Origin of the sequence: Nostoc sp., assembly GCF_036917455.1 — a bacterium.
Taxonomy (GTDB): Bacteria; Cyanobacteriota; Cyanobacteriia; order Cyanobacteriales; family Nostocaceae; genus Nostoc.
This window is the reverse complement of sequence record NZ_JBALDK010000145.1, coordinates 1-24,985: the sequence shown is the minus strand read 5'-3', so window position 1 is coordinate 24,985 and position 24,985 is coordinate 1. Positions and strand designations below refer to the sequence as shown.

Annotated in this window: 20 protein-coding genes; 8 read left to right on the top strand and 12 right to left on the bottom strand. The window is 42.0% G+C overall.

Going from position 1 to position 24,985, the window contains the following annotated elements; genetic code table 11:
- Positions 1-450: 450 nt before the first annotated feature.
- Entirely contained in the window at positions 451-1,251 is an 801-nt protein-coding gene (locus tag V7K42_RS15450) for a DUF1838 family protein (RefSeq protein WP_334917504.1), read from the bottom strand.
- Positions 1,252-1,460: 209 nt separating this feature from the next.
- On the opposite strand from V7K42_RS15450, the gene V7K42_RS15445 reads away from it, so the two are divergent.
- Positions 1,461-2,732, top strand: a complete 1,272-nt coding sequence (locus V7K42_RS15445; RefSeq protein ID WP_334917502.1) for a HEAT repeat domain-containing protein — start codon at positions 1,461-1,463, stop codon at positions 2,730-2,732.
- A 72-nt stretch (positions 2,733-2,804) separates the two neighbouring features.
- Here the strand turns inward: V7K42_RS15445 and V7K42_RS15440 are convergent, their stop codons facing one another.
- The 3 genes from V7K42_RS15440 to hemC form a co-directional block, all read right to left on the bottom strand.
- The gene (locus V7K42_RS15440; RefSeq protein ID WP_334917500.1) at positions 2,805-3,362 is read right to left on the bottom strand and encodes a sugar O-acetyltransferase; all 558 of its coding nucleotides are present in this window, start codon (positions 3,360-3,362) and stop codon (positions 2,805-2,807) included.
- A 167-nt stretch (positions 3,363-3,529) separates the two neighbouring features.
- The gene (glgA, locus tag V7K42_RS15435; RefSeq protein WP_334917498.1) at positions 3,530-4,972 is read right to left on the bottom strand and encodes a glycogen synthase GlgA; all 1,443 of its coding nucleotides are present in this window, start codon (positions 4,970-4,972) and stop codon (positions 3,530-3,532) included.
- A 136-nt stretch (positions 4,973-5,108) separates the two neighbouring features.
- Positions 5,109-6,080 (bottom strand): hydroxymethylbilane synthase, encoded by a 972-nt coding sequence (gene hemC, locus V7K42_RS15430; protein WP_334917496.1) that lies wholly within the window; start codon positions 6,078-6,080, stop codon positions 5,109-5,111.
- A gap of 265 nt (positions 6,081-6,345) precedes the next feature.
- On the opposite strand from hemC, the gene V7K42_RS15425 reads away from it, so the two are divergent.
- From V7K42_RS15425 to mutS, 5 genes are all read left to right on the top strand, one after another.
- Positions 6,346-6,573, top strand: coding sequence for a type II toxin-antitoxin system HicB family antitoxin (locus V7K42_RS15425; RefSeq protein WP_334917494.1), 228 nt, complete (start codon positions 6,346-6,348; stop codon positions 6,571-6,573).
- A 75-nt stretch (positions 6,574-6,648) separates the two neighbouring features.
- Complete coding sequence (locus tag V7K42_RS15420) at positions 6,649-6,801, top strand: type II toxin-antitoxin system HicA family toxin (RefSeq protein WP_334917492.1); 153 nt, start codon at positions 6,649-6,651, stop codon at positions 6,799-6,801.
- A 108-nt stretch (positions 6,802-6,909) separates the two neighbouring features.
- Positions 6,910-8,184 carry an AAA family ATPase gene (locus tag V7K42_RS15415; protein WP_334917490.1) on the top strand — a complete coding sequence of 425 codons (1,275 nt, stop codon included), beginning with the start codon at positions 6,910-6,912 and terminating at the stop codon, positions 8,182-8,184.
- 8 nt (positions 8,185-8,192) lie between these two features.
- Complete coding sequence (locus V7K42_RS15410; RefSeq protein WP_334917489.1) at positions 8,193-8,717, top strand: hypothetical protein; 525 nt, start codon at positions 8,193-8,195, stop codon at positions 8,715-8,717.
- An 86-nt stretch (positions 8,718-8,803) separates the two neighbouring features.
- The gene (gene mutS / locus V7K42_RS15405) at positions 8,804-11,437 is read left to right on the top strand and encodes a DNA mismatch repair protein MutS (protein ID WP_334917487.1); all 2,634 of its coding nucleotides are present in this window, start codon (positions 8,804-8,806) and stop codon (positions 11,435-11,437) included.
- A gap of 230 nt (positions 11,438-11,667) precedes the next feature.
- On the opposite strand, the gene V7K42_RS15400 is transcribed toward mutS, so the two are convergent.
- The 8 genes from V7K42_RS15400 to prfC form a co-directional block, all read right to left on the bottom strand.
- Positions 11,668-12,726, bottom strand: a complete 1,059-nt coding sequence (locus V7K42_RS15400; protein WP_334917485.1) for a WD40 repeat domain-containing protein — start codon at positions 12,724-12,726, stop codon at positions 11,668-11,670.
- 92 nt (positions 12,727-12,818) lie between these two features.
- On the bottom strand, positions 12,819-13,790 hold the full coding sequence (locus V7K42_RS15395) for a CobW family GTP-binding protein (RefSeq protein ID WP_334917483.1): 972 nt from the start codon (positions 13,788-13,790) through the stop codon (positions 12,819-12,821).
- Positions 13,791-14,364: 574 nt separating this feature from the next.
- Entirely contained in the window at positions 14,365-15,147 is a 783-nt protein-coding gene (locus tag V7K42_RS15390) for an FkbM family methyltransferase (RefSeq protein WP_334917556.1), read from the bottom strand.
- A 546-nt stretch (positions 15,148-15,693) separates the two neighbouring features.
- A complete protein-coding gene (locus V7K42_RS15385) occupies positions 15,694-16,599 on the bottom strand; it encodes an alpha/beta fold hydrolase (protein WP_334917554.1) in 906 nt (301 codons plus the stop codon).
- A gap of 101 nt (positions 16,600-16,700) precedes the next feature.
- A complete protein-coding gene (locus V7K42_RS15380) occupies positions 16,701-17,141 on the bottom strand; it encodes a SufE family protein (RefSeq protein ID WP_334917481.1) in 441 nt (146 codons plus the stop codon).
- Positions 17,142-17,550: 409 nt separating this feature from the next.
- Positions 17,551-18,051 carry an RNA recognition motif domain-containing protein gene (locus V7K42_RS15375; protein WP_334917479.1) on the bottom strand — a complete coding sequence of 167 codons (501 nt, stop codon included), beginning with the start codon at positions 18,049-18,051 and terminating at the stop codon, positions 17,551-17,553.
- 633 nt (positions 18,052-18,684) lie between these two features.
- Complete coding sequence (locus V7K42_RS15370) at positions 18,685-20,970, bottom strand: M48 family metalloprotease (protein ID WP_334917478.1); 2,286 nt, start codon at positions 20,968-20,970, stop codon at positions 18,685-18,687.
- 213 nt (positions 20,971-21,183) lie between these two features.
- Positions 21,184-22,812, bottom strand: a complete 1,629-nt coding sequence (gene prfC / locus V7K42_RS15365) for a peptide chain release factor 3 (protein WP_334917477.1) — start codon at positions 22,810-22,812, stop codon at positions 21,184-21,186.
- Between the two features lie 124 nt (positions 22,813-22,936).
- On the opposite strand from prfC, the gene V7K42_RS15360 reads away from it, so the two are divergent.
- Both V7K42_RS15360 and hemB read left to right on the top strand, forming a co-directional pair.
- The gene (locus V7K42_RS15360) at positions 22,937-23,296 is read left to right on the top strand and encodes a DUF4870 domain-containing protein (protein ID WP_334917475.1); all 360 of its coding nucleotides are present in this window, start codon (positions 22,937-22,939) and stop codon (positions 23,294-23,296) included.
- 326 nt (positions 23,297-23,622) lie between these two features.
- Positions 23,623-24,603: a porphobilinogen synthase gene (gene hemB, locus V7K42_RS15355; protein ID WP_334917473.1), complete on the top strand. Its 981-nt coding sequence runs from the start codon at positions 23,623-23,625 to the stop codon at positions 24,601-24,603.
- Positions 24,604-24,985 lie beyond the last annotated feature (382 nt).

The following is a 24,985-nucleotide window of genomic DNA, read 5'->3' as shown; positions in this document are numbered from 1 at the left end:
TCAGATCGCGTTACCACTGGTAAAGCTTTTTGATAGAAATCTTCAAAAGTCGAACTCAACTAGAGCCTCTAATCTAAGTTCTGCAAGTTTTATAGGCTTTTTATGTTGAAGTGTGTAGGCGTACCCCGTCGTAGACATCGCGTTACCATAGTTTAGCAAAGTGCAATCCGAAAATCGATGTGATGATTACAAATCCTTGTCTCCAAGCTGTGGTAGAAGCTCCGTGGTATGAGGGTAAGCCATTATGTCCGTGGTCTGTTGCAGACTAAGCTGTTGTGTTTTTAATTTGCACATTGAGACAGCAGAGGAGCAGAGGGGCAGAGGAGAGGGTTTACAGGTTTTACCTAAAAGATTATGAGGCAGCTTGTAGGCGCGACAGCTTACCAACTGCTTAATTAATTTGTAATTAAGAATTCAATTACGAATTACGAATTACGAATTACGAATTATTTAAGATGTTTCCTCTAGTGGGAAAATATCTCCTCGCAAGTAAGATTCAAAGTTTTTCTTAAAGTATTGAATGCTAGTGACATTCGGTTCATCACTTTCTGTTGGCGTGAACTCATAAATTGGTACTTTTTCCCTTACCAGCTTGACCAAGCTGGGATGAAGCTGTTCAAAAGAATCTACTCTAAATATTGTTGTTTCAAATCTTAATTTAGCTGGATGAGCATATCCTAACTTCATCCAGGGCATCCAAGGGCAGTCTCTCGCCCACTTTGCAGGAGGGACTTCAGTTGCATCAGGGCGGCAAGTATTTGATATAAAGTACTCAACTCCCTTGAATTTTTCTCCAGGGCAATAATCTGAATATTTACTATCTCCTGCTAAGGGATGTGGATATTCTAAAGGAATTTCCATAACCGAGGTAATATATCCCTTGCCTTTGGGTATAAGAAATTTCTTTGGTTTGACTGACCCTTGGACAATGCGGTTAGCAATGTGAACTACTGGTACTGATTGACTTGCTGTTGGTGATTTCCAAAAGTGCAGAATTTCTTGTGTGTCCGGGTTACAAAATAAACCCAACTCTCTATTGATGCGATATCCGACTTCACCGTGTTCAGGATCGGGTTTGAGAAATACTTTAGTAGCATTCATCCCAATAATAGAAAACAATTTTTCTTTTTCCTTGTCTGGTGTTTCTTGCCACCAAATTTCTCCAGACCAATTGTAATAAAGCTGTAGCCCATGATTTTTTCTGTAAAAATCGAGGTTATTAAATTCATAGTCGTCTAAATAATCATTCATATCTGTTTTTCTTATCCTCAAATGGCTGCGTAGATGCAAAGTAGCTTGTTGTTAGACATTGCAACTTTTACTCAGTAGACAGTAAGCGGATTTTATTTTGGCGTAAACTCCGACTTAACTATTTTGGTCATCCAATGCCCGATGCCCAATCCCTAGTACGATAGTAAACGTGACCTCTAAGCAATTATCCAAGAGCCATTTACAGATCAATGGATAAACGTTTTTTTAAAATGTTTGGGCTAACAGAAGATCAAGCGATCGCAATTATCGATACACCATTAGAACAACTCGAAGACGCTTCTGATAAGTATATTGCTGTTTCCCATCTAATTAACTTCCCCACTGAGCAATCGATCGCAGCTTTGGTGCGGGCGATTGAAACCAGTAACCCTGATGAGTTAGATCATCGCATTGTCCGCCGCAAAGCTGTGGAAAGTCTGGGGCGATTGCAGGCACAATCAGCTTTACCTGTAATTCGGCAATGCCTCAAAGATGATGATATTTATACTGTTGAAAATACCGTGTGGGCGATCGGGGAAATCGGAACTAGAGATCCAGAAATTCTTGAAGAAGTGGCGCAATTGCTCGATAAACCAGGTCAAATATATCGAGTTATTATTCATACTTTAGCGAATGCTGATTATCAGCCGTCTTTAGAACGTGTAAATAAATTTACTCAGGCGGAAGATGAACCTACCCGTAGTGCGGCGATCGCTACGGTTTGTCGGTTCACCGGTGACTACTCCCAAATCGCTGAGGTGATGGTGCTACTGCAAAGTATCAACGTCAATGCACGACGCGGTTGTATTCAAGACTTGATTGATGCACGCTACTACAAAGCCATCCCAGAAATTGCTCGTTGTCCTGTATCTCTGGTGTTTAGGTTGCGAGGTTTGCGGATGCTTTTAGATGCAGGTGTTCCCAGTGCTGAAATTACCTTTGCAGAAATTCAACCTTATTTAGAACAAGTAATTTACGATCATCCCAACGACCTTGATTTAGTACATGAGTATGACGCGACTCCTGTATTAGATTTTGTGATTAACGAACTTTACGAAACCGATTTTGGCCGCTGCTATTTAGCGACAAAAACTTTATTAGATATCTATCCACAAGAAGCACCCCAAGCGCTCTTAACAACTTATGGGGACAAAGCATATAACGATTATGGCGCTCATTATCATGTGATGAAACTTTTTGGCTGGCTAAAATATGCTCCCGCCTACGATTTGTTAATAGAAAACCTGCACAACCGCGAACCTCAGTTTCAGAAATCTCGTGCGGCTTGTGCGATCGCTCTTGGTGAATTGGGTGATTCACGAGCAATTCATGAACTCAAAATTTGCCTAAATACGCCGATTTGGGATTTGAAATACGCTTGTTTATTAGCGCTAGATCGCTTAGGAGACTCATCTGGTCGGGAAATTTGCGATCGCGATCGTGACTGGTTAATTAAGGCGAAAGCAAGAAGTACTCAATAGACATCGCCAAAATAGTATATTCTGTAGTGAAACAACATCAGAAGGAGTTTTTTGACACAAAAACTGTTACACCTACTCTGTTATTTCCCGGATGACACGGCAGGGGTTGCCGACGGCTAACACCCCGGTCGGAATGTCCCGGGTGACTACGCTGCCTGCGCCGATGACGCACCCAGAGCCAATCCTCACGCCCGGACATATAATAGCCCCACCGCCAACCCACACGTCAGATCCGATCTCAACCGATTTGCCAAACTCCTGCTGACGGCGCAGCTCCATGTTGAGCGGGTGGATGGCAGTATATATCTGCACCCCTGGGCCAAACAATGTGTAATCTCCGATTTTGACCTGGCAGACATCAAGCACGACGCAGTTAAAGTTGAAGAAGCACTTTTTCCCGATCAGTATGTTGAACCCGTAGTCGCAGAAGAATGGCGGCTGTATCCATACGTCCTCACCTCCCGTGCCCAACAGCTCTTGGAGGATGCGCTGACGCTCCTCCTGTTGGGAAAAGCGGATGGCATTGAGGTCTTGACACAAGTCTCGCGCCCGATCGCGGGCGTGGACTAGTTCAGGGTCAAGTTTGTCGTACAGCTCCCCCGCCAACATCTTCTCGCGTTCACTAACCATAAAGAGGCCTCCTTACAGCAGATTGCAGGTTCATGAAGTACAATAGCAAACCAGATTTCAATTTCAGTAGACCGAAAAGTTTTGCATCGCCTGAATACATAAACTAGCTACTTGGCTTATTAGGAGTTAGGAATAGAAGCGTACATCTGTACGCCTCTAGTGGCGGTTCATGACTTACTACTGGTGACTGCTTCGTTTAAAACTAACTCTGGTTCTGCTGTCTTCTCTTCTTCTTCTGGCAAACCGAAAATAGACCTGTACAACTTCACATACTCTTTGGCAGATTGATACCAACTAAAGTCTTCACTCATGCCCCGTTTTTGTAGTTCTTGCCATTGCGGTTTGAAACGGAAACCTTCCCAAGCTCGGATCATACAAGTGAAAAGGTCTAGCGGTTCATAGCGATCGAAGCAATAACCGGTACCTGCGGCATTTTCCGGGTCGTAATGGCTTACGGTGTCAACTAATCCACCTGTGCGGCGCACAATAGGGACAGAACCGTAGCGTAAAGACATCATTTGACTAATACCACATGGTTCAAAACGACTAGGCATTAAGAAAGCATCAGTACCAGCGTAAATGCGGCGAGACAGGGCATCGTTATACAGTAGATAAGTTGCCATGCGTCCGGGAAAGCGGGATGCTAATTCCCACATCTGAGTTTCATAGTAGCGATCGCCTGTCCCCAGCAAAACCAACTGTGCATCTGTATAAGAAAGGAAGCGATCGAGGATTTGTAATATCAAATCAATACCTTTTTGTTCCACTAATCGGGTTACAATCCCAATAAAAAAGGCTTTGGAATTAACTTCTAATCCTAATTCTTGTTGCAAAGCAATTTTATTGGCTTTGCGTTTTTCTAAAGTATCAGCAGTAAAGGTTTGCTCAATATATTTGTCATTTTCTGGGTTATATACCTCAGTATCAATACCATTGATAATCCCAGATAATTTACCGCTAATAAAAGACAGCAAACCTTCTAATGTTTCACCGTAAGTAGGTGTCTTGATTTGCTCGGCATAAGTGGGTGAAACTGTATTTACCTTGTTGGCAAATTGTACAGCCGCCGCCATGACGTTGTGTCCTTGCATATACCAGGGACACCAAGTAATTTTCTCTAAATACCAACGCCACGGCCCTTGATAAGCTAGGTTATGGATGGTAAACACTGTGGTGATATCAGGATCTTGATGCATCCACACCGGAATCATCCCTGTATGCCAATCGTGACAATGGATAATATCTGGCTTCCAGTAATTCCAGGCAAACTCGGCTGCACCATTAGAAAACAATGTGAACCGCCAATCTTCATCATCTCCAGAATAGATGCGGCGCGGCATGAAGGCCGGATGTCCAAATAAGTACAAGGGAACATCAGTACCAGGCAGAACACTTTCATATACTGCAAAGTGCTGGAACATGGCATCTCCCCACCAGATGGGTTCTTGGGGAATTTCCATTTTGTCTGGCAGGAAGCCGTAGTAAGGCAAGAATATCCGCACATCATGCCCCATTTCTCTCAGAAATTTGGGTAATGCCCCGACAACATCACCCATTCCTCCTACTTTGGCAATGGGTGCTGCTTCTGCTGCAACAAATAGAATCCGCATGGTAATTTTTGCTTCCCTGAGTCTATATTGTCAAATTAACTCTACGATCAATTCCGACCAACGCAACAAGTCGCGTCTGGCACATCAGTGCAACGGCGATCAATTCTTATCTAATCACATCGGCTTGCCTAATTGTTTAAGAACCGCGTTGAATCACCGCAAAAATTTCTGATAAAATTTCTTGCGCTCCCTGTTGTCGCAACAGTTCTGCTAGTTCTGTGCCTAGTGCTTCGGCGTTATTGGCAAGTCCGGTGACAGTATCTTTGACGAACTTTTGACCATCTACACTGGCGACTATCCCGGTTAAGGTCAAATTCTCACCAGATATATCTGTATTTACACCGATAGGTACTTGACATCCGCCCTCTAGAGACCGTAAAAAAGAGCGTTCGGCGAGACAGCGATCGCGTGTTTCGGGATGTTCAATTGCTTTGAGTAGAGATAGCACTTCACTATCATCAGCACGACATTCTATCCCTAAAGCACCTTGTCCAACGGCGTGGAGGGAGATTTCTTTGGGTAAGATTTGATGAACGCGATCGCCCATTCCCAATCTCTCTAATCCTGCGGCTGCCAAAATTAAGGCATCGTATTCGCCTGCATCCAGTTTTGCCAACCGTGTAATCAAGTTTCCCCGCACATCCTTAAATGCAAAATGCGGGAAGTGATGGCGTAACTGTGCTAAACGTCTTAGAGAAGATGTACCAATCACCGCACCTTCTGGTAACGTATCGATTTGTTTATCTTTATGCTTTTCATGTACCACTAATGCATCGGCTGGGTTTTCCCGTTCAGTGATTGCTGCTAACGTTAACCCTTCTGGTAAGTGAGTCGGCAGATCCTTGAGAGAATGAACCGCGAAGTCAATCTCTTTATTGAGCATTCCAACTTCAAGTTCTTTAGTAAAAAGTCCTTTATCGCCAATCTTAGCTAATGCTACATCCAAGATTTTATCGCCTTGGGTAGACATGGTGTGGACTTCAAAAGTGATGTCAGGAAAGCTTTTCTTGAGTTGCTCTTGTACCCAGTAGGTTTGAACCAGAGCAAGTTGGCTTTTGCGCGAGCCGATCCGAATAGTGCGTGGGGGACTAGAAACTACTGAAGTCATAAAACAATATATCAAAAGAGGCGATAATTCACTCTCATCTAGACTACCGTAGTCAGGGACTCATGCGAATTTTGGGGTTTGGATTTTGGATTTTGGATTACAATTCTTTACTAAAAAGGGAGTGGAGACTGGGGAGTGGGTGAAAAAACAATCACTAGTCCCCAATCCCCATTCCCAAATCCTATTTAGATTTATCTTTTAATAGGAGAGCGATCGCCACTTATAGAAGCTAAATTTAAGTAGATACTGAATATTTTTAATTGCTATGCTGGCGAGCTACATTGACCAAGCAATGGAACTAGCGGTTTATGAGATCGTTGAAGAGGATCAAACTTATTGGGGTAAAATTCCAAGCTTACAAGGAGTCTGGGCAAATTATCAAACTTTAGAAGGATATAGGCGGGAATTGCGAGAAGCTTTAAGTGAGCTGGCTAGCGCTACGGTTACATTTGGGGTTAACGATTCCTGTAATCGTTGGTATCAACCTCAATGAACTGACAAAACCTGTATAAAAATGTCGAGATTAACCCCTATTTATTGGCGTGATTTAGTAAAACATCTGCAATAGTTGGGTTTTGAAGGGCCCTATGCAGGAGGTAAGCATCCAGAAATGCGGCAAGGTGATGTTACTGTAACTATTACCAATCCTCATGAAGGTGATATTAGTGTGGATCTCTTATCGCGGGTATTGCGAGAAGCTGGAGTTTCTCGTGAAGAATGATTGGGTAAGTAAAATTTTAAAGGTGTATTCAAATTTGCGAGTTACACCCTAAGTTGCTATCGAGAGTATATAGTAAAAATTAAGATTTTAGCATTTTTGGAGTTGATCGTGCTTAAGCAACTCATTCTTGAAAATTGGAAAAGTTTCCGTTATGCCGAGCTTCCACTTGATTCGTTGACTGTTCTCATTGGTACAAATGCAAGTGGTAAATCTAATGTGGTTGAAGCTTTAGAATTCTTGCAAAGAATAGCACGAGGTGAGAATATTGAAGCGGCTTTAGCCGGAGATAAAATACTTTCATCTATTCGTGGTGGTGTAGAATGGGCTGCACTTAAGCCAGAAAAAGAATTTACATTAAAAGCGTTAGTTGCGGCCGAAGATGAAAAAACTGATTACTTATATGTTATAAAAATTCAAACAATTCCTGAAATTCTAGTTATAGAAGAATATATCGAGCCTCAAATATTAAGTGGAGATTCCCCCCCTAATTATTTAAATAAAGTCAATACTAGAAGTTGGCATTTTCCAACTAGAAGCGGATTGAAAGAAGTAAATTCTCCTATAAATATAAATGAAATAATGAAATTTAAAAAGAATTTAAATAATAACAGTCCTATAGAAATAGACACCCAAACCGAAGAATTTAAAAATATATATAATGAATATGCAACTTTTAAACAAAAAATTAAAGATTGTGTAATTTCAAAGCTAGAAAATATATTAATTCTCAATCCTGTACCTTCAAAAATGCGTGATTACTCACGGTTATCTGACACTTTTGAAAGTGATGCATCTAATATTGCAGGTGTGCTAGCAACATTATCTGATGAACGGAAAACAGAAGTAGAATCAACCCTATCTACCTACGTCAAAGATTTACCAGAAGGTAATAGTCAAAAGGTATGGGCAGAAAAAGTGGGCAGATTTAGAACTGAGGCAATGCTCTATTGTCAAGAACAATGGAAACTTGGTCAACATCCAACGGCCATTGATGCCAAAACTATGTCAGATGGGACTCTGCGTTTTATAGGAATTCTCACAGCATTACTTACTCGACCAGAAGGTAGTCAAATAGTAATTGAAGAAATAGATAATGGTCTTCATCCTTCACGTGCAGAATTGCTGGTAAAAATACTACGGGAAATTGGCAGTAAACGAAAAATTGATATTTTCCTAACTACGCATAACCCAGCTTTACTCGATGCTTTAGGCCCAGAAATAGTTCCTTTTGTGGTTGTTGCACACCGTGATTCTGAAACTGGAGAAAGCAAACTTACTCTTTTAGAAGATATTGATAATTTTTCTAAATTGTTCGCATCATATTCTTTAGGTGATATGACAACGAAGGGTGCAATTGAAAGAAGCCTTTCTCATAATGAATAGTCACTAACATGAGAAAGGTGTTACTCATCGATACATCGCTTTTATGCGTTTGGTTAAAAGTTCCAGGTAGAGAAACTGCTGGTAGTGATGAATGGAATTTTGAGCGTGTAAATCAGACAATTGAAGCCGAAATTGCCGAATCAACAACATTGGTACTTCCTTTAGCTGCTGTTATAGAAACAGGTAATCACATTGCACAGGCTAAAACAGCAAATTCAGAGAATAAACTTATAGCAGCTAAAAAATTTGCCGAAATCATAGCTTATGCTGCTGACGAAACGACTCCTTGGGCGGCTTTTAGCGAACAGATTGTGCTTTGGGAGGCAGTAGCACTCAAAAATTTAGCGGCTAAATTCCCCAATCAAGCTGTAGAAAAGACTTCTATGGGTGATGCCAGTATTGTAATCTTGGGTTGGCACTATCACCAAAAGGGTTTCCATGTAGAGTTTCTGACTGATGATGATAAGCTAAAATCACAAGAACCACCTGCACCACAAACACCTACACGGCGAAGCAGCCGAACAAAAAGGTAAAATCTCCTTGAGCGATCGCAATTCATCTCGAACATCAAGCTATCATCGGATATTGGGGAATTTCCGCGCGTAACTCAATAGCATCTATGACCGCTTCTCACTCTGAAACTCCATCTACCAAACCCGACGCAAGTACTTTTATTTCTGACCATCACCAGGTGGATCGCAGTAAGCTAAGTCAAATGTACCTGCACTATGTCGAGACGAAGGATAAATATCCTCACGCGGTGTTGCTGTATCGGGTGGGAGATTTCTTTGAATGTTATTTTCAAGATGCTGTTAAGCTAGCGCAAGAATTAGAATTAGTCCTCACTAGCAAGCAAGCTGGGGAACAGGGAAGAGTAGCGATGTCTGGTGTTCCGCATCACGCTTGGGAACGCTATACCACAATGTTGGTAGAAAAAGGCTATGCAGTGGTAATTTGCGACCAAGTGGAAGATGCTTCAGAAGCTGCTGGGAGATTGGTGCGGCGGGAAGTAACGCGCATTCTAACTCCTGGCACGTTGCTAGAAGAAGGAATGCTCAAATCAAGTCGCAATAATTACCTAGCAGCAGTAGTAATTGCCGCAAATCATTGGGGTTTAGCTTATGCAGACATCTCCACAGGGGAATTCCTCACGACTCAAGGCAGTGATTTAGAACATTTGACACAGGAATTAATGCGCTTGCAACCTTCAGAGGTGTTAGTTCCCACAAATGCGCCTGATTTGGGTAGTTTGCTGCGTCCAGGAGAAACCTCGCCCCACCTGCCGGAGTGTTTGCCACCATCATTTTGCTATAGTTTGCGATCGCAAGTTCCATTTTCCCAAGGCGAAGCTAGACCTAGATTATTGCAGAAATTTAAGGTGCGATCGCTCGAAGGACTCGGTTGCGATCGTTTCCCTCTCGCCGTTCGTGCGGCTGGCGGTCTTCTAGAATACCTAGAAGATACCCAAAAAGAAAACACAGTTCCCCTCCAAAGACTCCGCAGCTACACTGTCACCGACTACTTGATTGTTGACAATCAAACCCGCCGTAATCTGGAAATTACCCAAACTGTCCGAGATGGAACTTTTCACGGTTCCCTACTCTGGTCATTAGATAGAACTAGTACAGCGATGGGTGGGCGAGCTTTGCGGCGGTGGTTATTGCAACCACTACTCGATATTAAAGGGATTCGGGCACGTCTTGATACTATCCAAGAATTGATGGAAAATACGCCACTGCGTCAAGATTTACGACAGTTGTTGCGGCAAATTTATGATCTAGAACGCCTCACAGGAAGGGCAGGTTCTGGTACAGCTAATGCTAGAGATTTAGTAGCTTTGGCAGATTCTCTCTCACGTTTACCAGAATTATCCCACTTAGTAACTGAAGCGCGTTCTCCCTTTCTCAAAGCTTTGCAGAAAGTCCCAAGTGTGTTGGAAGAATTGGCACAAAAGTTACACACGCACCTTGTGGAGTCGCCACCCATACTAATCAAAGAAGGCGGATTAATTCGTCCTAGTGTAAATCCCCTGTTGGATGAGAGGAAGGCAACTGTAGAAGCAGACCAGCAATGGATTGCCAACTTAGAAGTTGATGAGAGAGCTAAGACAGGAATTTCGACACTGAAGGTAGGATTTAACAAAACTTTTGGTTATTATATCAGTATTTCCCGCAACAAAGCTGACCAAGTACCTGCTAATTACATCCGCAAGCAAACTCTAACCAATGAGGAACGTTACATCACCCCAGATTTGAAGGAACGAGAAGCCAGGATTCTCACGGCGCGGGATGATTTAAATCAGTTGGAATATGAAATTTTTACAGCGTTGCGGGAAGAGGTAGCACAAGAGGCGGAAGTAATTCGTAATCTATCTCGTGCAGTAGCGGCGGCTGATGTGCTGTGTGGTTTAGCTGAGTTAGCCGTGCATCAAGGTTATTGTCGTCCAGAAATGTTACCAGGAAGGGAGATAAATATTGTTGATGGCCGTCATCCGGTGGTGGAACAGTCTTTACCTGCGGGTTTGTTTGTGCCGAATTCAACGCAATTGGGTGAAGAGTCATTAGTCATTAGTCATTTATCATTAGCAGATGACCAAGAACAAATGAGAAATGACCAAGGACAAATAACAAATGACAATCCCGATTTAATTATCCTTACTGGGCCAAACGCCAGTGGCAAAAGTTGTTATTTGCGTCAGGTGGGATTGATTCAGTTAATGGCGCAGATTGGTAGTTTTGTACCAGCTAACTTTGCTAGATTGGGAATATGCGATCGCATTTTTACCCGTGTAGGTGCAGTAGACGATCTTGCAACTGGTCAATCTACATTCATGGTGGAAATGAATGAAACGGCGAATATTCTCAACCATGCCACATCTAGGTCACTGGTGTTATTAGACGAAATTGGTCGGGGAACGGCAACATTTGATGGTCTTTCCATAGCTTGGGCGGTGGCGGAATATATCGCAGTGGATATTCGGGCGCGAACAATTTTTGCTACTCATTACCATGAATTGAATGAATTAGCTAGTATTTTGCCGAATGTGGCTAATTATCAAGTGACGGTGAAAGAATTACCCGACCAAATTATTTTTTTGCACCAAGTCCAACCGGGAGGCGCTGATAAGTCTTACGGAATTGAGGCGGGAAGATTGGCGGGTTTACCAGCAGTGGTTATTCAACGAGCTAAACAAGTAATGAGGCAAATTGAGAAACATAGTAAAATTGCGATGGGGCTGCAAAATCTAGACTGAACACAGTTTGCACAATTGCAACCAACTCGATCGCTAATCGGATGAGATGCTTGAATCAAGTTGGGTGCTGCCAGATTAGGAATTTGTGTGTAAAATTTGAATCTAATCGTTTTGGTCAAACTTTCGTTACATAGTTATAAATTTTCCCGCCCACTTACTTTGACTTGGACTTAGCCTCTCCTTTTGGGACAAGGGTAATTAAACCCAAAAATTACGAATTACCAATTATTTTAGCTGCGCCCAAATCCTTGACCCCGCAAAACCTTTGACCAAATAACCAATTCGCCTTGCTCACCGCCTGCGGCTAGTAACTTACCTTGGGGATGCCAAGCTAAGGCTGAAAAACCTCCTGAAACACCTGTGATAATTTGGGATACTTCCTTAGCTTGGTTCCACAAACACAACCAGCCGTCAGCAGCAGCAGAAGCGAGAAGGAAGCTTTTTGGTGCAAAAGCGATCGCATTGATTACACCAACATGATTTGTTAATACTCGTGCTTCCCAACCTAAAGTATCATCCTCTAGCTTCTCCCACACCACAATCCCTTCAACGCTAGAAGATGCGAGTATTGGCGCACCAACTTTAGTGATAGCTTCTGACCATGCCAATTGGCGAATTTTACCAGGGAAGCCACGCATTACCCAAGGGTCGGGATTATTCCATTCCAAAACGGTGACACTACGATCCATGTTGCCAGAAGCCAGGTATTTGCCATCGGGCGACCAAGCCATTGCTAAACTGACAGTGGTCATATCTAGGTTGTATGGTTCTTCATCCCAGTTTTGACTATGCCAAATTTTGATTCCCTTATAACCACTAATCGCTAAGTATTCTCCGTCAATGCGCCAATCTATACCCAACACTGAAGAGTTGTCGAAATTTAGCGTCACGACAATTTCATGAGTATCTGCATCCCAGACTTGGACGTAACGCCCCAAACTAAAAGCCAGTTGGTTACTGGTGTAATTCCAAGCTAGCTTGTCAACCCATGCGGGGGCATTTTCCAGTGTGGCGATTAATTCCGTATTCTGCCAAATTTTCACCTGTCCATCTTGTCCGCCAACGGCTAAAAATTTTCCATCGGGCGAAAATGCAAGACAGTCTACTGATTTACCGTTACCAGTTTGTAAGGTTGTAAGTTCGCCATCATTCCACAAAACAACTTCCCCGGCGGCGGAAGTTGCTGCTAAAGTTTGACCTTGTGGCAACCAAGCGATCGCAGTTACATAATCTGAAAGTGTCCCCGAATAGTGTTGTTCAAATTCCTTAGATTTAGTTGTAGAGTTCATATTTCTTGGGTACTGGGTACTCGTGACTGGGTACTCGTGACTGGGGACTAGGAATTATTATCAATCCCCAATTCCCAGTCCGCAATCCTCTTTTAAATTAGACAGGCGAGAAAATCTTGCTTGAGTTGGGCTGCATCAAGGTTGCGACCGATGAAAACTAGTTCGTTTTTGGGAGTTTCGCTGGGTTTCCAGGGGCGATCGGGTTTGCCATCGAATATCATGTGTACTCCTTGGAATACAAATCGATTATCTTCTCCAGCAATATTTAAAATGCCTTTCATCCGAAAAATATCTGGGCCTTGGGTACGCAGTAACTCCGAAAGCCAAGCGTTTAATTTTTCTCCATCGACTGCACCCGCTTCTACTAAAGCTACAGAAAAGACTGTTTCATCGTGTACGTGGGCATCTTCGCCTAAAAAATCTGGATCGATCTCTAATGCACGATCTAAATCAAAGGCTTTTACACCTAATAAAGCATCCATTCCTAGTTCAGAATTTTGAGTCCGGTAGATTTTTGCGATCGCATTCATCGCCCGAATCCGTTTTTCTAATTCATCTAACTCTTCTGGCGCTACCAAGTCTGTTTTATTAAGTAAAATTACATCGGCAAAAGCAATCTGTTCTTGGGCTTCGTCTGCATCCCAATGCTGCCAAATATGCTTGGCATCTACGACTGTCACCACCGCATCTAGAGACAGTTGGCTTTGCAAATCTTCATCTACAAAAAATGTCTGAATCACTGGTGCAGGATCGGCTAATCCAGTTGTTTCAATTACTAAATGGTCAAATTTATCGCGCCGCTTCATCAAATTGCCAATGATGCGAATTAAATCACCGCGGACTGTGCAACAGATACAGCCATTATTCATTTCAAAAATTTCTTCATCTGCATCGATAATCAATTGATTATCAATACCCACTTCCCCAAATTCATTGACAATCACAGCAACTTTTTTGCCGTGTTCGTAGGTGAGGATGTGATTGAGTAAAGTCGTTTTACCTGCTCCCAAATAGCCTGTAAGAACAGTAACGGGAACTGAATTGTTGATTACGTCAGCCACCATACTCTAAATTCCCCTTGTCTTACCTTATGGATAATCATTATCGCCTATGATAAATCTTTTTATATTTTTGTGCGAATTTGCGATTCTTTTGGCTTTCAGCAAAATCATCACATACTTTAATAGAGAAGTATTTTATTTTCAGTAGACCGAAAAGTTCTGGATTAGCGTCTCCGACAGGAGAAGAAAAGCTCACCCTTGGCGTAGCTTCTCGTACAGAAGGTATTGCAACGAGTTAGATACCTGTCATAGTTAATTTTTGTGTGAAAAACTATATTACTTAACATATTATTTATTTTTTCCAAAACTGGCTTGAGCTAACTATCTGATTTTAGTTGAGCCTTTAGATCGAATTTGATAAACTCAGTTTATCAATCACCTATATAAATAAGTTTTTGTGCTTTCACGGATGGCGATCGCCTGTTTCTCAATTCCTGACTTCAATCACTGAAACTACTGCTATCTCTAGTTCACAAAATTTTACTTTTTTGTTAAGAAAAAAGATGTGAATAATGCCTAGGTGTCATCGAAGATAACTAGGCGATTAGCAAAGGATTTTCTCCTTGTCCTATAAAGGTCAAAGACTAGCATGAGTATCGTACCAAGCAAGTTTCAATTGGAGTTTATCTAAAAGCATCTTTCCTAAAGAAAATTGGTTGAAAAACCCGTTTGATTCAAATAATCTATATTGTAAAAAAACATATTTATAGACTTTTAATACTTCAGTTTCAGATAGCCAATTACCTGGTGTTTCTTCTCCAAAAACTCCATTAGCACTGTCTTCAAACTGATGTTTTATATATTTACCTTCTTTGGCTGGAAATGGACAGACTTGCTTATGTACGTCTTTTTGGTTGATAGCTTTGAATTTTTTATAACCAAGTTCTTTTAAGATAGTTAATTCCGTTAACAGTTCATTCCATGATGTCTTTGTAGATTCTATAGATAGAAACTGAGGTTTAGTGTCAAACTTGTGTAAAGCCTGTAAGCATAATATATCAGCACCTTCAATATCAACTTTGAGATAATAGGGGATGCCAAACTCCTGTAAAATATTTTCAAATGTACGTCCTTCTACAGTTATGGCAGTAGAACTTGTACCAAAAAATTCATTTCGACGCACAAAATCTAATGAAGTTGTACTCCAGAAACTTTTGTCCAAGTTGACGTAAAAAGTAACTGATTGATTTTGAGATGATACAGCAACATTCAGTAGAACAAGCTGACCAGTTTCTATGTATGCACGTAATTTTTTCTTAGTATTCTCATAAATATCAGGGTTAGCTTCGATACCAATAACTCGAAATCCTTTTTTGAGATAAAACTCGGTATCCTCACCTGTGTGAACACCAACATCTATACAGCACTTCCGGCGGCTATGAGGTACATCTTCAAAGCTGAAAACTATGATCTGAGAGGGGCAAGAGGAAAACTGTATTGCATAATAGCCGGAAGTGCTGTAATTAAGTTTTTATCCATATTTATTATTTAATAAATTATTCAGTAAGTATTATGCTCATCAGACTAATGCAATATGTTTATTGAAACTGAAATCGTTATTCCTATGAATATATTTGCTAAATATACATGATAATCATCATTCCAAATAAAAATTGTACTTATATGAAAAAGCGTGGTGGTTTCAAGAAACACTACCCGATCAAAAAAGCGAGTAACTCAAACAGGGTAAGCATCTGCGTCTATTGCAGTCAAATTTTTGGTTTATTACACCACTGGGTTTCTCTACGACTTTAGTATGAGTATTAGAGAATGATACTCATAATCATTCTAACTCAAGAAGGTGAGAGGGAGCAGACGGAGAAAGAGTTAATGCCTGACTTATCGGTTGCAATGTTTTTATCCCACCTAGAGGCGTTCCAAATGGAGAAAAAAAGGTGAGGTAATTTTATGGAGAGAACAAAAAATCTTGAACTGCTTCTAAAACAACTGCTGGGTATTCTTCATGCAGTCCCAGAGAACCAGGTATGACAACGCTTCTCACACCTGGTAAGGCTACCAAAGCGTTCATTTCTTCTCGTGATTTGGGGGGGCTAGATTCCCCAATTACTACCATGAGCGGTATGGTTAAAGACTGCACAAGTTCCAAAAAATCTGACTGTTCGCGTACAGCATCAAGATTACCAGTTACAAAGGCAGCAGATGCAAATCGCGCTCCTGGTTGTTGAGTCGTGTGCCATTTATTCTCGATGAAACTGGGTGTAATGTTAGCCGCATCAGTAAAAACATGACGACGGTAGATGAAACCTAAGAAAGATTGGGTAGTGTTGAGTTTGTAGAGAGCTTGACCAAGTATAGGCGATCGCACCAATCCTCTGACAATGCCGGCTATTTGCTGACTTGCTCCCATTGTCGGTAAAGGGCCACGCCAAGTAGGAGCTAATAATACAATCTTTGAGAAAGCAGCCTGCTTCACAGCTAATTGCAAAACGTAACTAGCAGCATGGCCAGCCGCCACCACAGTAATAGGAGTATTAAAAACAGCTTTGACAAAATCTTCCAGAAAGTGCTGATATATTTCCGGTCGGTAATTCAAGCTAGGGCGAGAAGATTCACCAAAACCAGGCCAGTCTACGGCTACAACTTGAAAATTGGGAGCTAGTAATTTGGCAAGTTCGCCTACTTCCGAACGTGTCGAGACACTGCTGAAAGATGGTAATAGCAATAGCGGTGAACCTTTACCGAGAGTTTCATAAACAACGCGCAATTGCTGATTTTCCCAATTCCAGAGATATTCTTGAACTATTCCACCAAAACCAGTAGTAGTAGAGGTAGATAATAAATTTGTTGGCATAAGACTAAATTTTGGTAATTTTACGTTATTAGTCATTTGTCAGTTGTCCTTTGTCCTTTGCAAATGAGCAATGACCAATGACCAATGACTAATAACCAAGTTTAGCTAGGTAAATCTAACTTACATTCCAACGCTTTTTTTTGCATGGTTTTAAAAATGTTGTAAAATCCATTAGCGCGGGAAGGTGTCAGGCTAACATTTAAACCTGTTTCTTGAATAAAATCTGGGGTAAGTTGGACAATCTCAGTTGGCGTTAGTCCCTGCAATCCTTCAACTAGCAGCCCTACTAAACCTTTAGTTAACTGAGAATCAGACTCGCCCTGAAACACAACTTTACCGTCATCCAAGGTTGCTGTGATATAAACTTGCGACACGCAACCAGGAACTTTATTGTCAGGTAACTTATCAGCTTCTGGGAACTCATTGAGCTTCTGAGCATACCAGATTAGCTGTTCGTAGCGCCGCTTCGGTTCGGAAGCGCGTTGAAAGCGCTGGACAATTTTAGCCAGCGCAGGTGGCAAAGAATCTAGAGTTGAGGACATAACAGAAGCTGCAAACGATCGGTCTTACCTTGAGTGTAAATTAAAATTATCTTGAGAGCGATGCCTACAGTGGGCTGCGCCTATGCGCCTCTGGTTCTCTTATCAGTATGAAAACTAGCCATTACTGAATATAACTCGTCAAATCCAGATAATTCCTGCGTGGGCGCAGCCCGTCATAGGCATCGCATTCATATTCAGTTAGGTTTTTAATCCGTCCAATTACAAAAACTTAATTTTTTTATAAACAGTCTTTAACACTAACTCTATACATTTTATGTTGTATCAGTATACACTTACAAAAATAGCTGCAAGTAGCTTTTAACTAAGCAGCTAGGCGATTGTCAACAATTAAAAATTAAAAATCAAAAAAAATTCTGACTTTTAATTTTTAATTTCTCTGCCTTAAGGATTAATTCGTAGTTTGTGCAGCTAGCATCTGCTTCAGCTTTTCTAATTCCGAAGCCCAACGAGGATCTGGACGAATAGCGTCTGAATCGGTTGTTGTTGTTGTGCTGTTTTCGCGAGAACCGCCGCCCCGACGAGGCTTCTTAGAGCTTTTCTCACGACGGCTACCTTCTCTATTAGGAGTAGGTGTAGGTGTACTACTAGCATTAAGACTAACTGGTTTTGGAGCTTGCTCGTCGCCCTCTTCACCCTTTGTGCGAGGTAATGCCTTTTCTAGTTTAATAGCAGTGTCTTTAAACATTTGACCATTATACTTTTCAATGATTTCGTCAGCTTGTTCGTCATTGTTGACGGTAAGAAAACCAAAACCACGGCATTTGCCAGTTTTGCGGTCTTTAATTAATTTAGTAGTTACAGCTTCACCTTCTGCTGCAAAAACTGCTTGCAGATCCTGACGGTCGATTTCTTCTTTAGGCAAATTACCTATATATAGGCGAACGGACATGAACTATACCTCCAGAGTTAAATGAACATGGCAAGGCGAGAAAACAATTACTTGGCTTTGGCTTTTAAATAGATGCTATTGGCCAAGACTGCCATCAACCAATTTTTTTGCTCGAAACTGTCAACTTATACAATACAGTTTTTCGTCGGGATCAAGCTTGTTTAATCCAAAGGCCCACACTATGGTGAGCTAATAACACCTTAATTCTAAGAATTGTAAATTTAATAGCCTATTGCCTGCTAAAGTACACGCTTTCTTCCATGCCTTTTTCGCAGAATCAAATACCATTCCTTACATTACCACGGTATTTTCTACGTAGCTAGTTTAGCGCATACATTTCCGACGTTAGTATTACTGCATCGTAACATAAAACACATTTTTTGATTCAAGGGAGCATGTTTTGAAACAAAAACCAGCCGGTGGCTGGTTGATTTCCTGCTGTGTTGGGAGGATAAAAAGGTATGGGGGGGTGGAAAGCATCCGAGTCTTTAACTAAGCTGTAGTGCTGAATTATGTTGGCTGCTATTGTATGTGTAAATAAATGTAACACTTTGAAAGAAAACCTGCAACTTTTGTTTACATTTTGGTTTTTCATTTGTCAGTTGTTTTTTGTCTTTTGCAAATAACCAATGACTAACCAGTGAGAAAAACGTATGCGCCCCAAGCCTGTGCTGCAACTGCTAAAAAAATAGACCAGATGGGATGAGGGCTATAAATGGTTTTACCACTTTGGGTTTCCAGAGTTTGGATATCGATCCAAGGCGTTGCTCCTCGGCGGAACCAACCTGTGACGATAATTTGGCGACCAATGAGATCCTGGTGATTAATTGACTGTCCTAACCAAGAAATGTGGTGCAATTTCACCAAACCCGCGCTGGATTGAAAGATTAAATCTTGCGCTAGGGAGTTGCTAGTGCCTTGACGGCCTAATAGTTTGCCCACCAGACGCACGCTGACGCTATCAATAGGTAAGGCAGAAGGGTCAGCTAAGAGGTTGGGCAGGTAGTCGTCAGTTTGCACAGTAGTGGGTTTAATATCGGGGAAAAAAGAATTAATCCGCATTACTGTACCGATGCTAAAGCCAATTAGAAGGCAGCCTGTAATGAAAGACCAATCTTCATATATCCACTTTAGATTTAAAAACTTGAGTGTGAATGCTAGTTGCCACGTTAGCCAGACCAAAGCTGCAAACAGAACCCCTAAAGGAATTCCCAACCAGGGAGCAATTTGTAATAAGAAAGACTGACGCTTCACCTTTGATGGTTCGCTTGCAAAATGTAGTTCAGTGTCTAGATGCCAGTGACGGGCGATTTGGCAGAGGCGTTCGATGCGATCGCCCATCAAAGGATGACTATTATTAATCGTAAACCATCGTCGATAGGGATTGGCAGTATCCCACTTCAAAAATGATTCAAAAGATAAATTGCTAGCAATAGTGCCCAACGCAAGGCTTTGTTGGTGGCTGACTGGTATCAGGAGATTTAAGCTTTCTAGTTGCCAACTTGTCTCTTCCTGTTTTTGGATATCAGCTGCAATGCCAATAGCAATTTTGAGTAAAGCCCGAATTAGGGCGTTGGGATTACCAGTAATTTCAGCTGCGACGCGATCGCTATAATAAAGTCGCAACCGCGACAACCACAATCCAGTCCCAGTCAGCAAACACCAAATTCCATAAACTATACTAGCTAGAATCGTCACCGGCCAGCGCCAAATTTTGCCTGATATCTTGTCTCCCAACTGTGACACTTGCTGATATAGCTTATGGATTGGTAGTGTTACCAGCAGCAACAAAGACATCACAGCAAAATCCCAGTGAGCAATATGCCCTAGCTGCGTGGCGTAGATAGTGGCGATTTCATCATCTGCTAGTTGCTCTAATAGCCCTTGACTCACAACAATCCTGGCATTACGTGGTAAAATACCGTAGGTCAGGATGATTGGTGCAGCCATTGGTAAAATTCGTAATTTGGGTAACGGCCAGTGGCGCTGTTGACTGCAACGTTGAAGTACCCTGACGGCTTCACGGCTATGTGCATTCAATACATCTTTAGGAAATTCTCGCTGACCATACAACTTTGCCAGTAGCATATCTAGCAACCAAGGTGATGCTGCCATTAAGATCGCCAATACTATCAGCAACAACTTAGTAGGGTCGCGGTATAAAAGCTGTAATGGCTCTAAATAAGGTAGTTTGACTAAAGTTTGGTTGATTAATCCCATTCCGAACTTAAGGATTTCTCGCATCACCCAAAACAGGGCGATAAATGTTCCTGCTGACAGTAGTCGCAAGGGAATTAATTTTGGTTTGCGTAGTGGTTGCCATGCTCTGGCACGTTGTGCTTGCCGCCAATAAATAACGCCGAATAATTTAGCTTGGGTGCGGGTAACAGAACCCATGAAGCCGCTTAGGGGTGTAGCAGGTTGTGGTAATGGTGTCGCTACTGTAGCTTTGAGTCTAGTTAGTGGCACCATCGCTGGGGTGTCCGGGGTGTCGTCGCTTTTGGTTTCTATGACTCGATCTTCTGGCTTTTCCTCTAATGTAGGAGTTATTGGGATTGAATTTGGGGTTGAATTTGGGGTTGAATTTGGGGTTGAATTCTCAAAAGCAACAAATCCAGTTTCGACATTTTTTGATTGTCGCTCGGGTTTTTTACGTTTTGTTAGGTGTTCGAGAGCGCGTGTTGCCCACTCTTGAACTTGTGGATTGTTACTCTCAATGAGATTTTGGGAAATAGCGATCGCTTTGGGAACTTCGCCAGTGCGAGCATAAGCCATCACTAAACCAACTTGGGCTTGTAAGCTAGCAGTACCATTATGGCTGCTAGCAATAGGTTCTAGTTGGGCGATCGCTGTTTGGTAATTTCCCTGTTTAAGGGCAACTAAACCAGCCTCCAAAGACGGTTTGGCATGTGAAGGCATACAAATTCTGGCACTCCAATCTCTTCTAAATGATCCACGTTTGTGCAAAAGCGCGAACCTCGGATGCCGTGGAAATCAACCGCGCTCAAGTTTTGCTTGTCTAAGTGAATTAATCGAGAAAGAATTCCGGAGCAGAGCCGGAGACGCTCCGCCTCCGTCAAAATTCAGATGAAGACTCAACTGAATTCTAGATTCTGTATTCTGGATTCTTCTTCATTCTTCCACTGGTTGTTGACTAGAAAATACTGGAGCGATCGCGCTTAATTTTAACTCTGGATGGTCGCCCAGCAACTGTTGACAATTCCATTCATTACGGAATAGCAACACTGGTCGTCCCATACTGTCTTTAACTGTAGTGGTATTGAATATCCGTCCCACTTTTTCTAATGCTTCCCAACCACCCTCAACCCAACGGGCGACACTGTAGGGTAATAAATCTAATATGGTTTCTACACCATACTCATTTTGTAAGCGAAACTGTACTACCTCGAATTGCAACTGACCCACCGCCGCCAAAATTGGATCGCGCTTGGCTTCATCAGTTGAATACATAATTTGCACAGCACCTTCTTCTCGCAATTCCGCAACGCCTTTTTGGAATTGTTTAGATTTCGAGGGGTTGGGATTCCTCAAAGATGCAAACAGTTCTGGCGAGAAATACGGAATCCCTTCATATTCGAGCTTTTGTCCCGTGTAAATTGTATCCCCGATCGCAAAAACACCGGGATTGTTCAAACCAATCACATCGCCAGGATAAGCCACATCAATCGATTCCCGCTCTTGAGCAAAGAGTTTTTGCGGGCGAGACAGACGGATAAGTTTACCAATGCGGGCGTGATTCACCATCATATCTTTTTCAAACTTACCAGTACAGACCCGGATAAATGCAACGCGATCGCGATGTTTCGGATCCATGTTCGCTTGCAGTTTAAAGACAAACCCTGAAAATTCCGGGTAGGTAGGAGCGACTTCGCCCACACTACTGTGATGAGAACCGGGTTTGAGGGCATAGTCGAGAAAGTACTTGAGGAATAACTCTACCCCAAAGTTAGTCATGGCGCTACCAAAGAACACAGGTGTCATTTTCCCTTCGTGTACCAATTGCAAATCTAACTCCGGGCCAACTCCTTCTAAGAGTTCTAAATCATTTTTCAGTTGGTAGTAGAGATCTTGTTGTAGCTGTTCTTCTATTCTTGGATCGCCTAATTCCACTATCGTATCACGGGCTTCTCGGCTGCCGTGGGCACTGCGTTCAAACAGGTGAATTTGTTGTTTGTGTCGATCAAAAACACCTTTAAAGCGATCGCCCATGCCAATGGGCCAGTTGACCGCATAAGTTTGCAATCCCAATTCTTGCTCAATTTCATCCAACAGTTCCAGAGGTTCCCTTCCTGGGCGATCGAGCTTGTTGATAAATGTAAAAATCGGGATACCCCGCAACTTACACACTTCAAATAATTTGCGGGTTTGGGGTTCCAAACCTTTTGCCGCATCAATTAACATCACTGCATTATCGGCGGCGGCGAGAGTGCGATAAGTATCTTCACTGAAATCTTGGTGTCCGGGAGTGTCTAATAAATTTATTTGACAGTTCTTGTATTCAAATTGCAACACTGTGGAGGTAATGGAAATGCCCCGTTGTTGTTCCATTGCCATCCAGTCAGAGGTAGCTTTACGCTGTGCCCGTCGCGCTTTGACGGCCCCAGCTTCGTGAATTGCACCTCCGTACAGCAGTAGCTTTTCTGTTAGTGTAGTTTTACCCGCATCAGGGTGAGATATAATCGCAAAGTTGCGGCGAAGTTCAACCGCTTGAATAAGTTCAGACTGAAGTTCAGTAGACATAAATGTATTTGTTTGTGAGCTAGCTTAATTTTTTTTGACTCTGGCAAGTCTTTTAATCTTAAGACAACGATGCTCGTGATAGGGTCGTAGTATAACCAACAATCTGATTAAATAGGAGAAAGCAATGTACGACACAGACAAGCGAAAGCTTCTATCTGCCTTGTCTCATGGAGCCATTTTTTTCAGCACAACAGTGGTATCTGTAGGTATACCTATTGCCATACTGCTCGTATCTGACGATCTTGTTGTTAAAGAAAACGCCAAAGAATCCATCAATTTCCACTTTAATGTCTGGCTTTATGGCGCAATTTTAGGGGCGCTGTTTTTTTTATTTGGTTGGTTAGTCTTACCTCTATTATTACTAGGCCCAATAGCCGGTCTGGGATATCTATTACACTGGGGGTTAACAATTTGGGCGCTCATCGGAGTTTTCAGCAATCCTGATATACCTTTTCGTTATCCCTACATTTTTCGAGTTTTTTAGAAGAAATTATCATTGGGCATTGGGAATTGTCAGTTATTTTTATTAAGCTGTTGTGCCTTGAGTTTGCACACAACCAATCGCCAGGATTTTACCAACATAGGGTCTTACGATTTTGAATTTTGAATTGCTTATGTTGTTTTTTTTCCAGTCCGTCGGATAGGTGCAACCAAGCTGTAGAATACAAAATTGCCCTACAACTTGATTAAGAGTAGGGCAAAGGACAGTTAAGCACTGTTTGTAGTCTGTCTGACGGCAGGAAAATTTTAGCCTGCTTTTGTGACGCTTTATTTTGTGTCCATTTGCGTTGTTTTTCTTCATAAAATTTTATGTTTCCTATACATCGCCCCCGTCGTCTGCGTACTCATCCCCAACTGCGCCGGATGGTTCGTGAAACTGTTTTGACAACAAGCGATTTTATCTACCCATTATTTGCTGTACCGGGTGAAGGAATTGCTAATGAGGTAAAATCGATGCCCGGAGTCTACCAACTTTCGGTAGATAAAATAGTTGAAGAGGCAAAAGAAGTTTATGACTTAGGAATTCCTTCTATTATTTTATTTGGTATTCCGGCTGATAAAGATGTAGATGCCACTGGCGCTTGGCATGATTGCGGTATCGTTCAAAAAGCAGCAACGGCGGTAAAAGCAGCAGTGCCAGATTTGATTGTAATTGCTGATACTTGTTTATGTGAGTACACTAGCCACGGTCATTGTGGTTATCTGCAAGTTGGTGATTTAACAGGACGAGTTTTAAATGACCCAACTTTAGAATTGTTGAAGAAAACAGCCGTTTCTCAAGCCAAAGCCGGTGCCGATATCATCGCGCCTTCCGGGATGATGGATGGGTTTGTGCAGGCAATTCGTGTAGGTTTGGATGAAGCAGGATTTCAAGATACGCCGATTTTGTCTTATGCTGCTAAATATGCTTCGGGTTACTATGGCCCGTTTCGAGATGCGGCAGACTCGACACCGCAATTTGGGGATAGAAGAACTTACCAAATGGATCCAGGTAATGCCCGCGAAGCAATTAAAGAGATTGAATTGGATATCGCTGAAGGTGCTGATATGCTCATGGTTAAGCCAGCTTTGGCATACATGGACATTATCTGGCGCGTGAAGGAAGCGAGTAACTTACCCGTTGCGGCTTACAATGTTTCTGGTGAGTATGCGATGGTGAAAGCTGCGGCTCTCAACGGTTGGATTGATGAAGAGCGAGTAGTCATGGAAACTTTAACTGGATTTAAACGCGCTGGCGCAGACTTAATTTTGACTTATCATGCCAAAGATGCGGCCCGATGGTTAAAGTAAGGTGGGCGATTGAGTAATAATTTAAAAATCTCACGCTGAGGCTCGAAGGTGCAAAGTTTTTCTTTGTGTTTTGGTGTCTGGGCGTGAGATTGTTGATTATAATTTTTTAAAGGACACCACTAGCTAAAATTCCTAAAATTTTATTGACATCTTTAAGATAATATTCACTTAAGTCAATCTGGATAGATTGCCCTTATAATTTTAAAAATTGCCAAATACTTCCAGTTGTGACAGTTCCATAAATTATCAAATTTTCATTACCTGCTCGTTTGTTATAACCTCTTTGTTGTAAGTAGGTGGGCGGGAAAAAACCTAACTATGTTAAGATAAGTGAATACGGAAAATGTGCCTACCGAGGTGATGAATGATATGGGCGCTCGTT

Coding starts and splice junctions, on each gene's coding strand:
- V7K42_RS15450 (WP_334917504.1), bottom strand. CDS start 1,251: ATGAATGATTATTTAGACGACTATGAATTTAATAACCTCGATTTTTAC.
- V7K42_RS15445 (WP_334917502.1), top strand. CDS start 1,461: ATGGATAAACGTTTTTTTAAAATGTTTGGGCTAACAGAAGATCAAGCG.
- V7K42_RS15440 (WP_334917500.1), bottom strand. CDS start 3,362: ATGGTTAGTGAACGCGAGAAGATGTTGGCGGGGGAGCTGTACGACAAA.
- glgA (WP_334917498.1), bottom strand. CDS start 4,972: ATGCGGATTCTATTTGTTGCAGCAGAAGCAGCACCCATTGCCAAAGTA.
- hemC (WP_334917496.1), bottom strand. CDS start 6,080: ATGACTTCAGTAGTTTCTAGTCCCCCACGCACTATTCGGATCGGCTCG.
- V7K42_RS15425 (WP_334917494.1), top strand. CDS start 6,346: ATGCTGGCGAGCTACATTGACCAAGCAATGGAACTAGCGGTTTATGAG.
- V7K42_RS15410 (WP_334917489.1), top strand. CDS start 8,193: ATGAGAAAGGTGTTACTCATCGATACATCGCTTTTATGCGTTTGGTTA.
- mutS (WP_334917487.1), top strand. CDS start 8,804: ATGACCGCTTCTCACTCTGAAACTCCATCTACCAAACCCGACGCAAGT.
- V7K42_RS15400 (WP_334917485.1), bottom strand. CDS start 12,726: ATGAACTCTACAACTAAATCTAAGGAATTTGAACAACACTATTCGGGG.
- V7K42_RS15395 (WP_334917483.1), bottom strand. CDS start 13,790: ATGGTGGCTGACGTAATCAACAATTCAGTTCCCGTTACTGTTCTTACA.
- V7K42_RS15385 (WP_334917554.1), bottom strand. CDS start 16,599: ATGCCAACAAATTTATTATCTACCTCTACTACTACTGGTTTTGGTGGA.
- V7K42_RS15380 (WP_334917481.1), bottom strand. CDS start 17,141: ATGTCCTCAACTCTAGATTCTTTGCCACCTGCGCTGGCTAAAATTGTC.
- V7K42_RS15375 (WP_334917479.1), bottom strand. CDS start 18,051: ATGTCCGTTCGCCTATATATAGGTAATTTGCCTAAAGAAGAAATCGAC.
- V7K42_RS15370 (WP_334917478.1), bottom strand. CDS start 20,970: ATGCCTTCACATGCCAAACCGTCTTTGGAGGCTGGTTTAGTTGCCCTT.
- prfC (WP_334917477.1), bottom strand. CDS start 22,812: ATGTCTACTGAACTTCAGTCTGAACTTATTCAAGCGGTTGAACTTCGC.
- V7K42_RS15360 (WP_334917475.1), top strand. CDS start 22,937: ATGTACGACACAGACAAGCGAAAGCTTCTATCTGCCTTGTCTCATGGA.
- hemB (WP_334917473.1), top strand. CDS start 23,623: ATGTTTCCTATACATCGCCCCCGTCGTCTGCGTACTCATCCCCAACTG.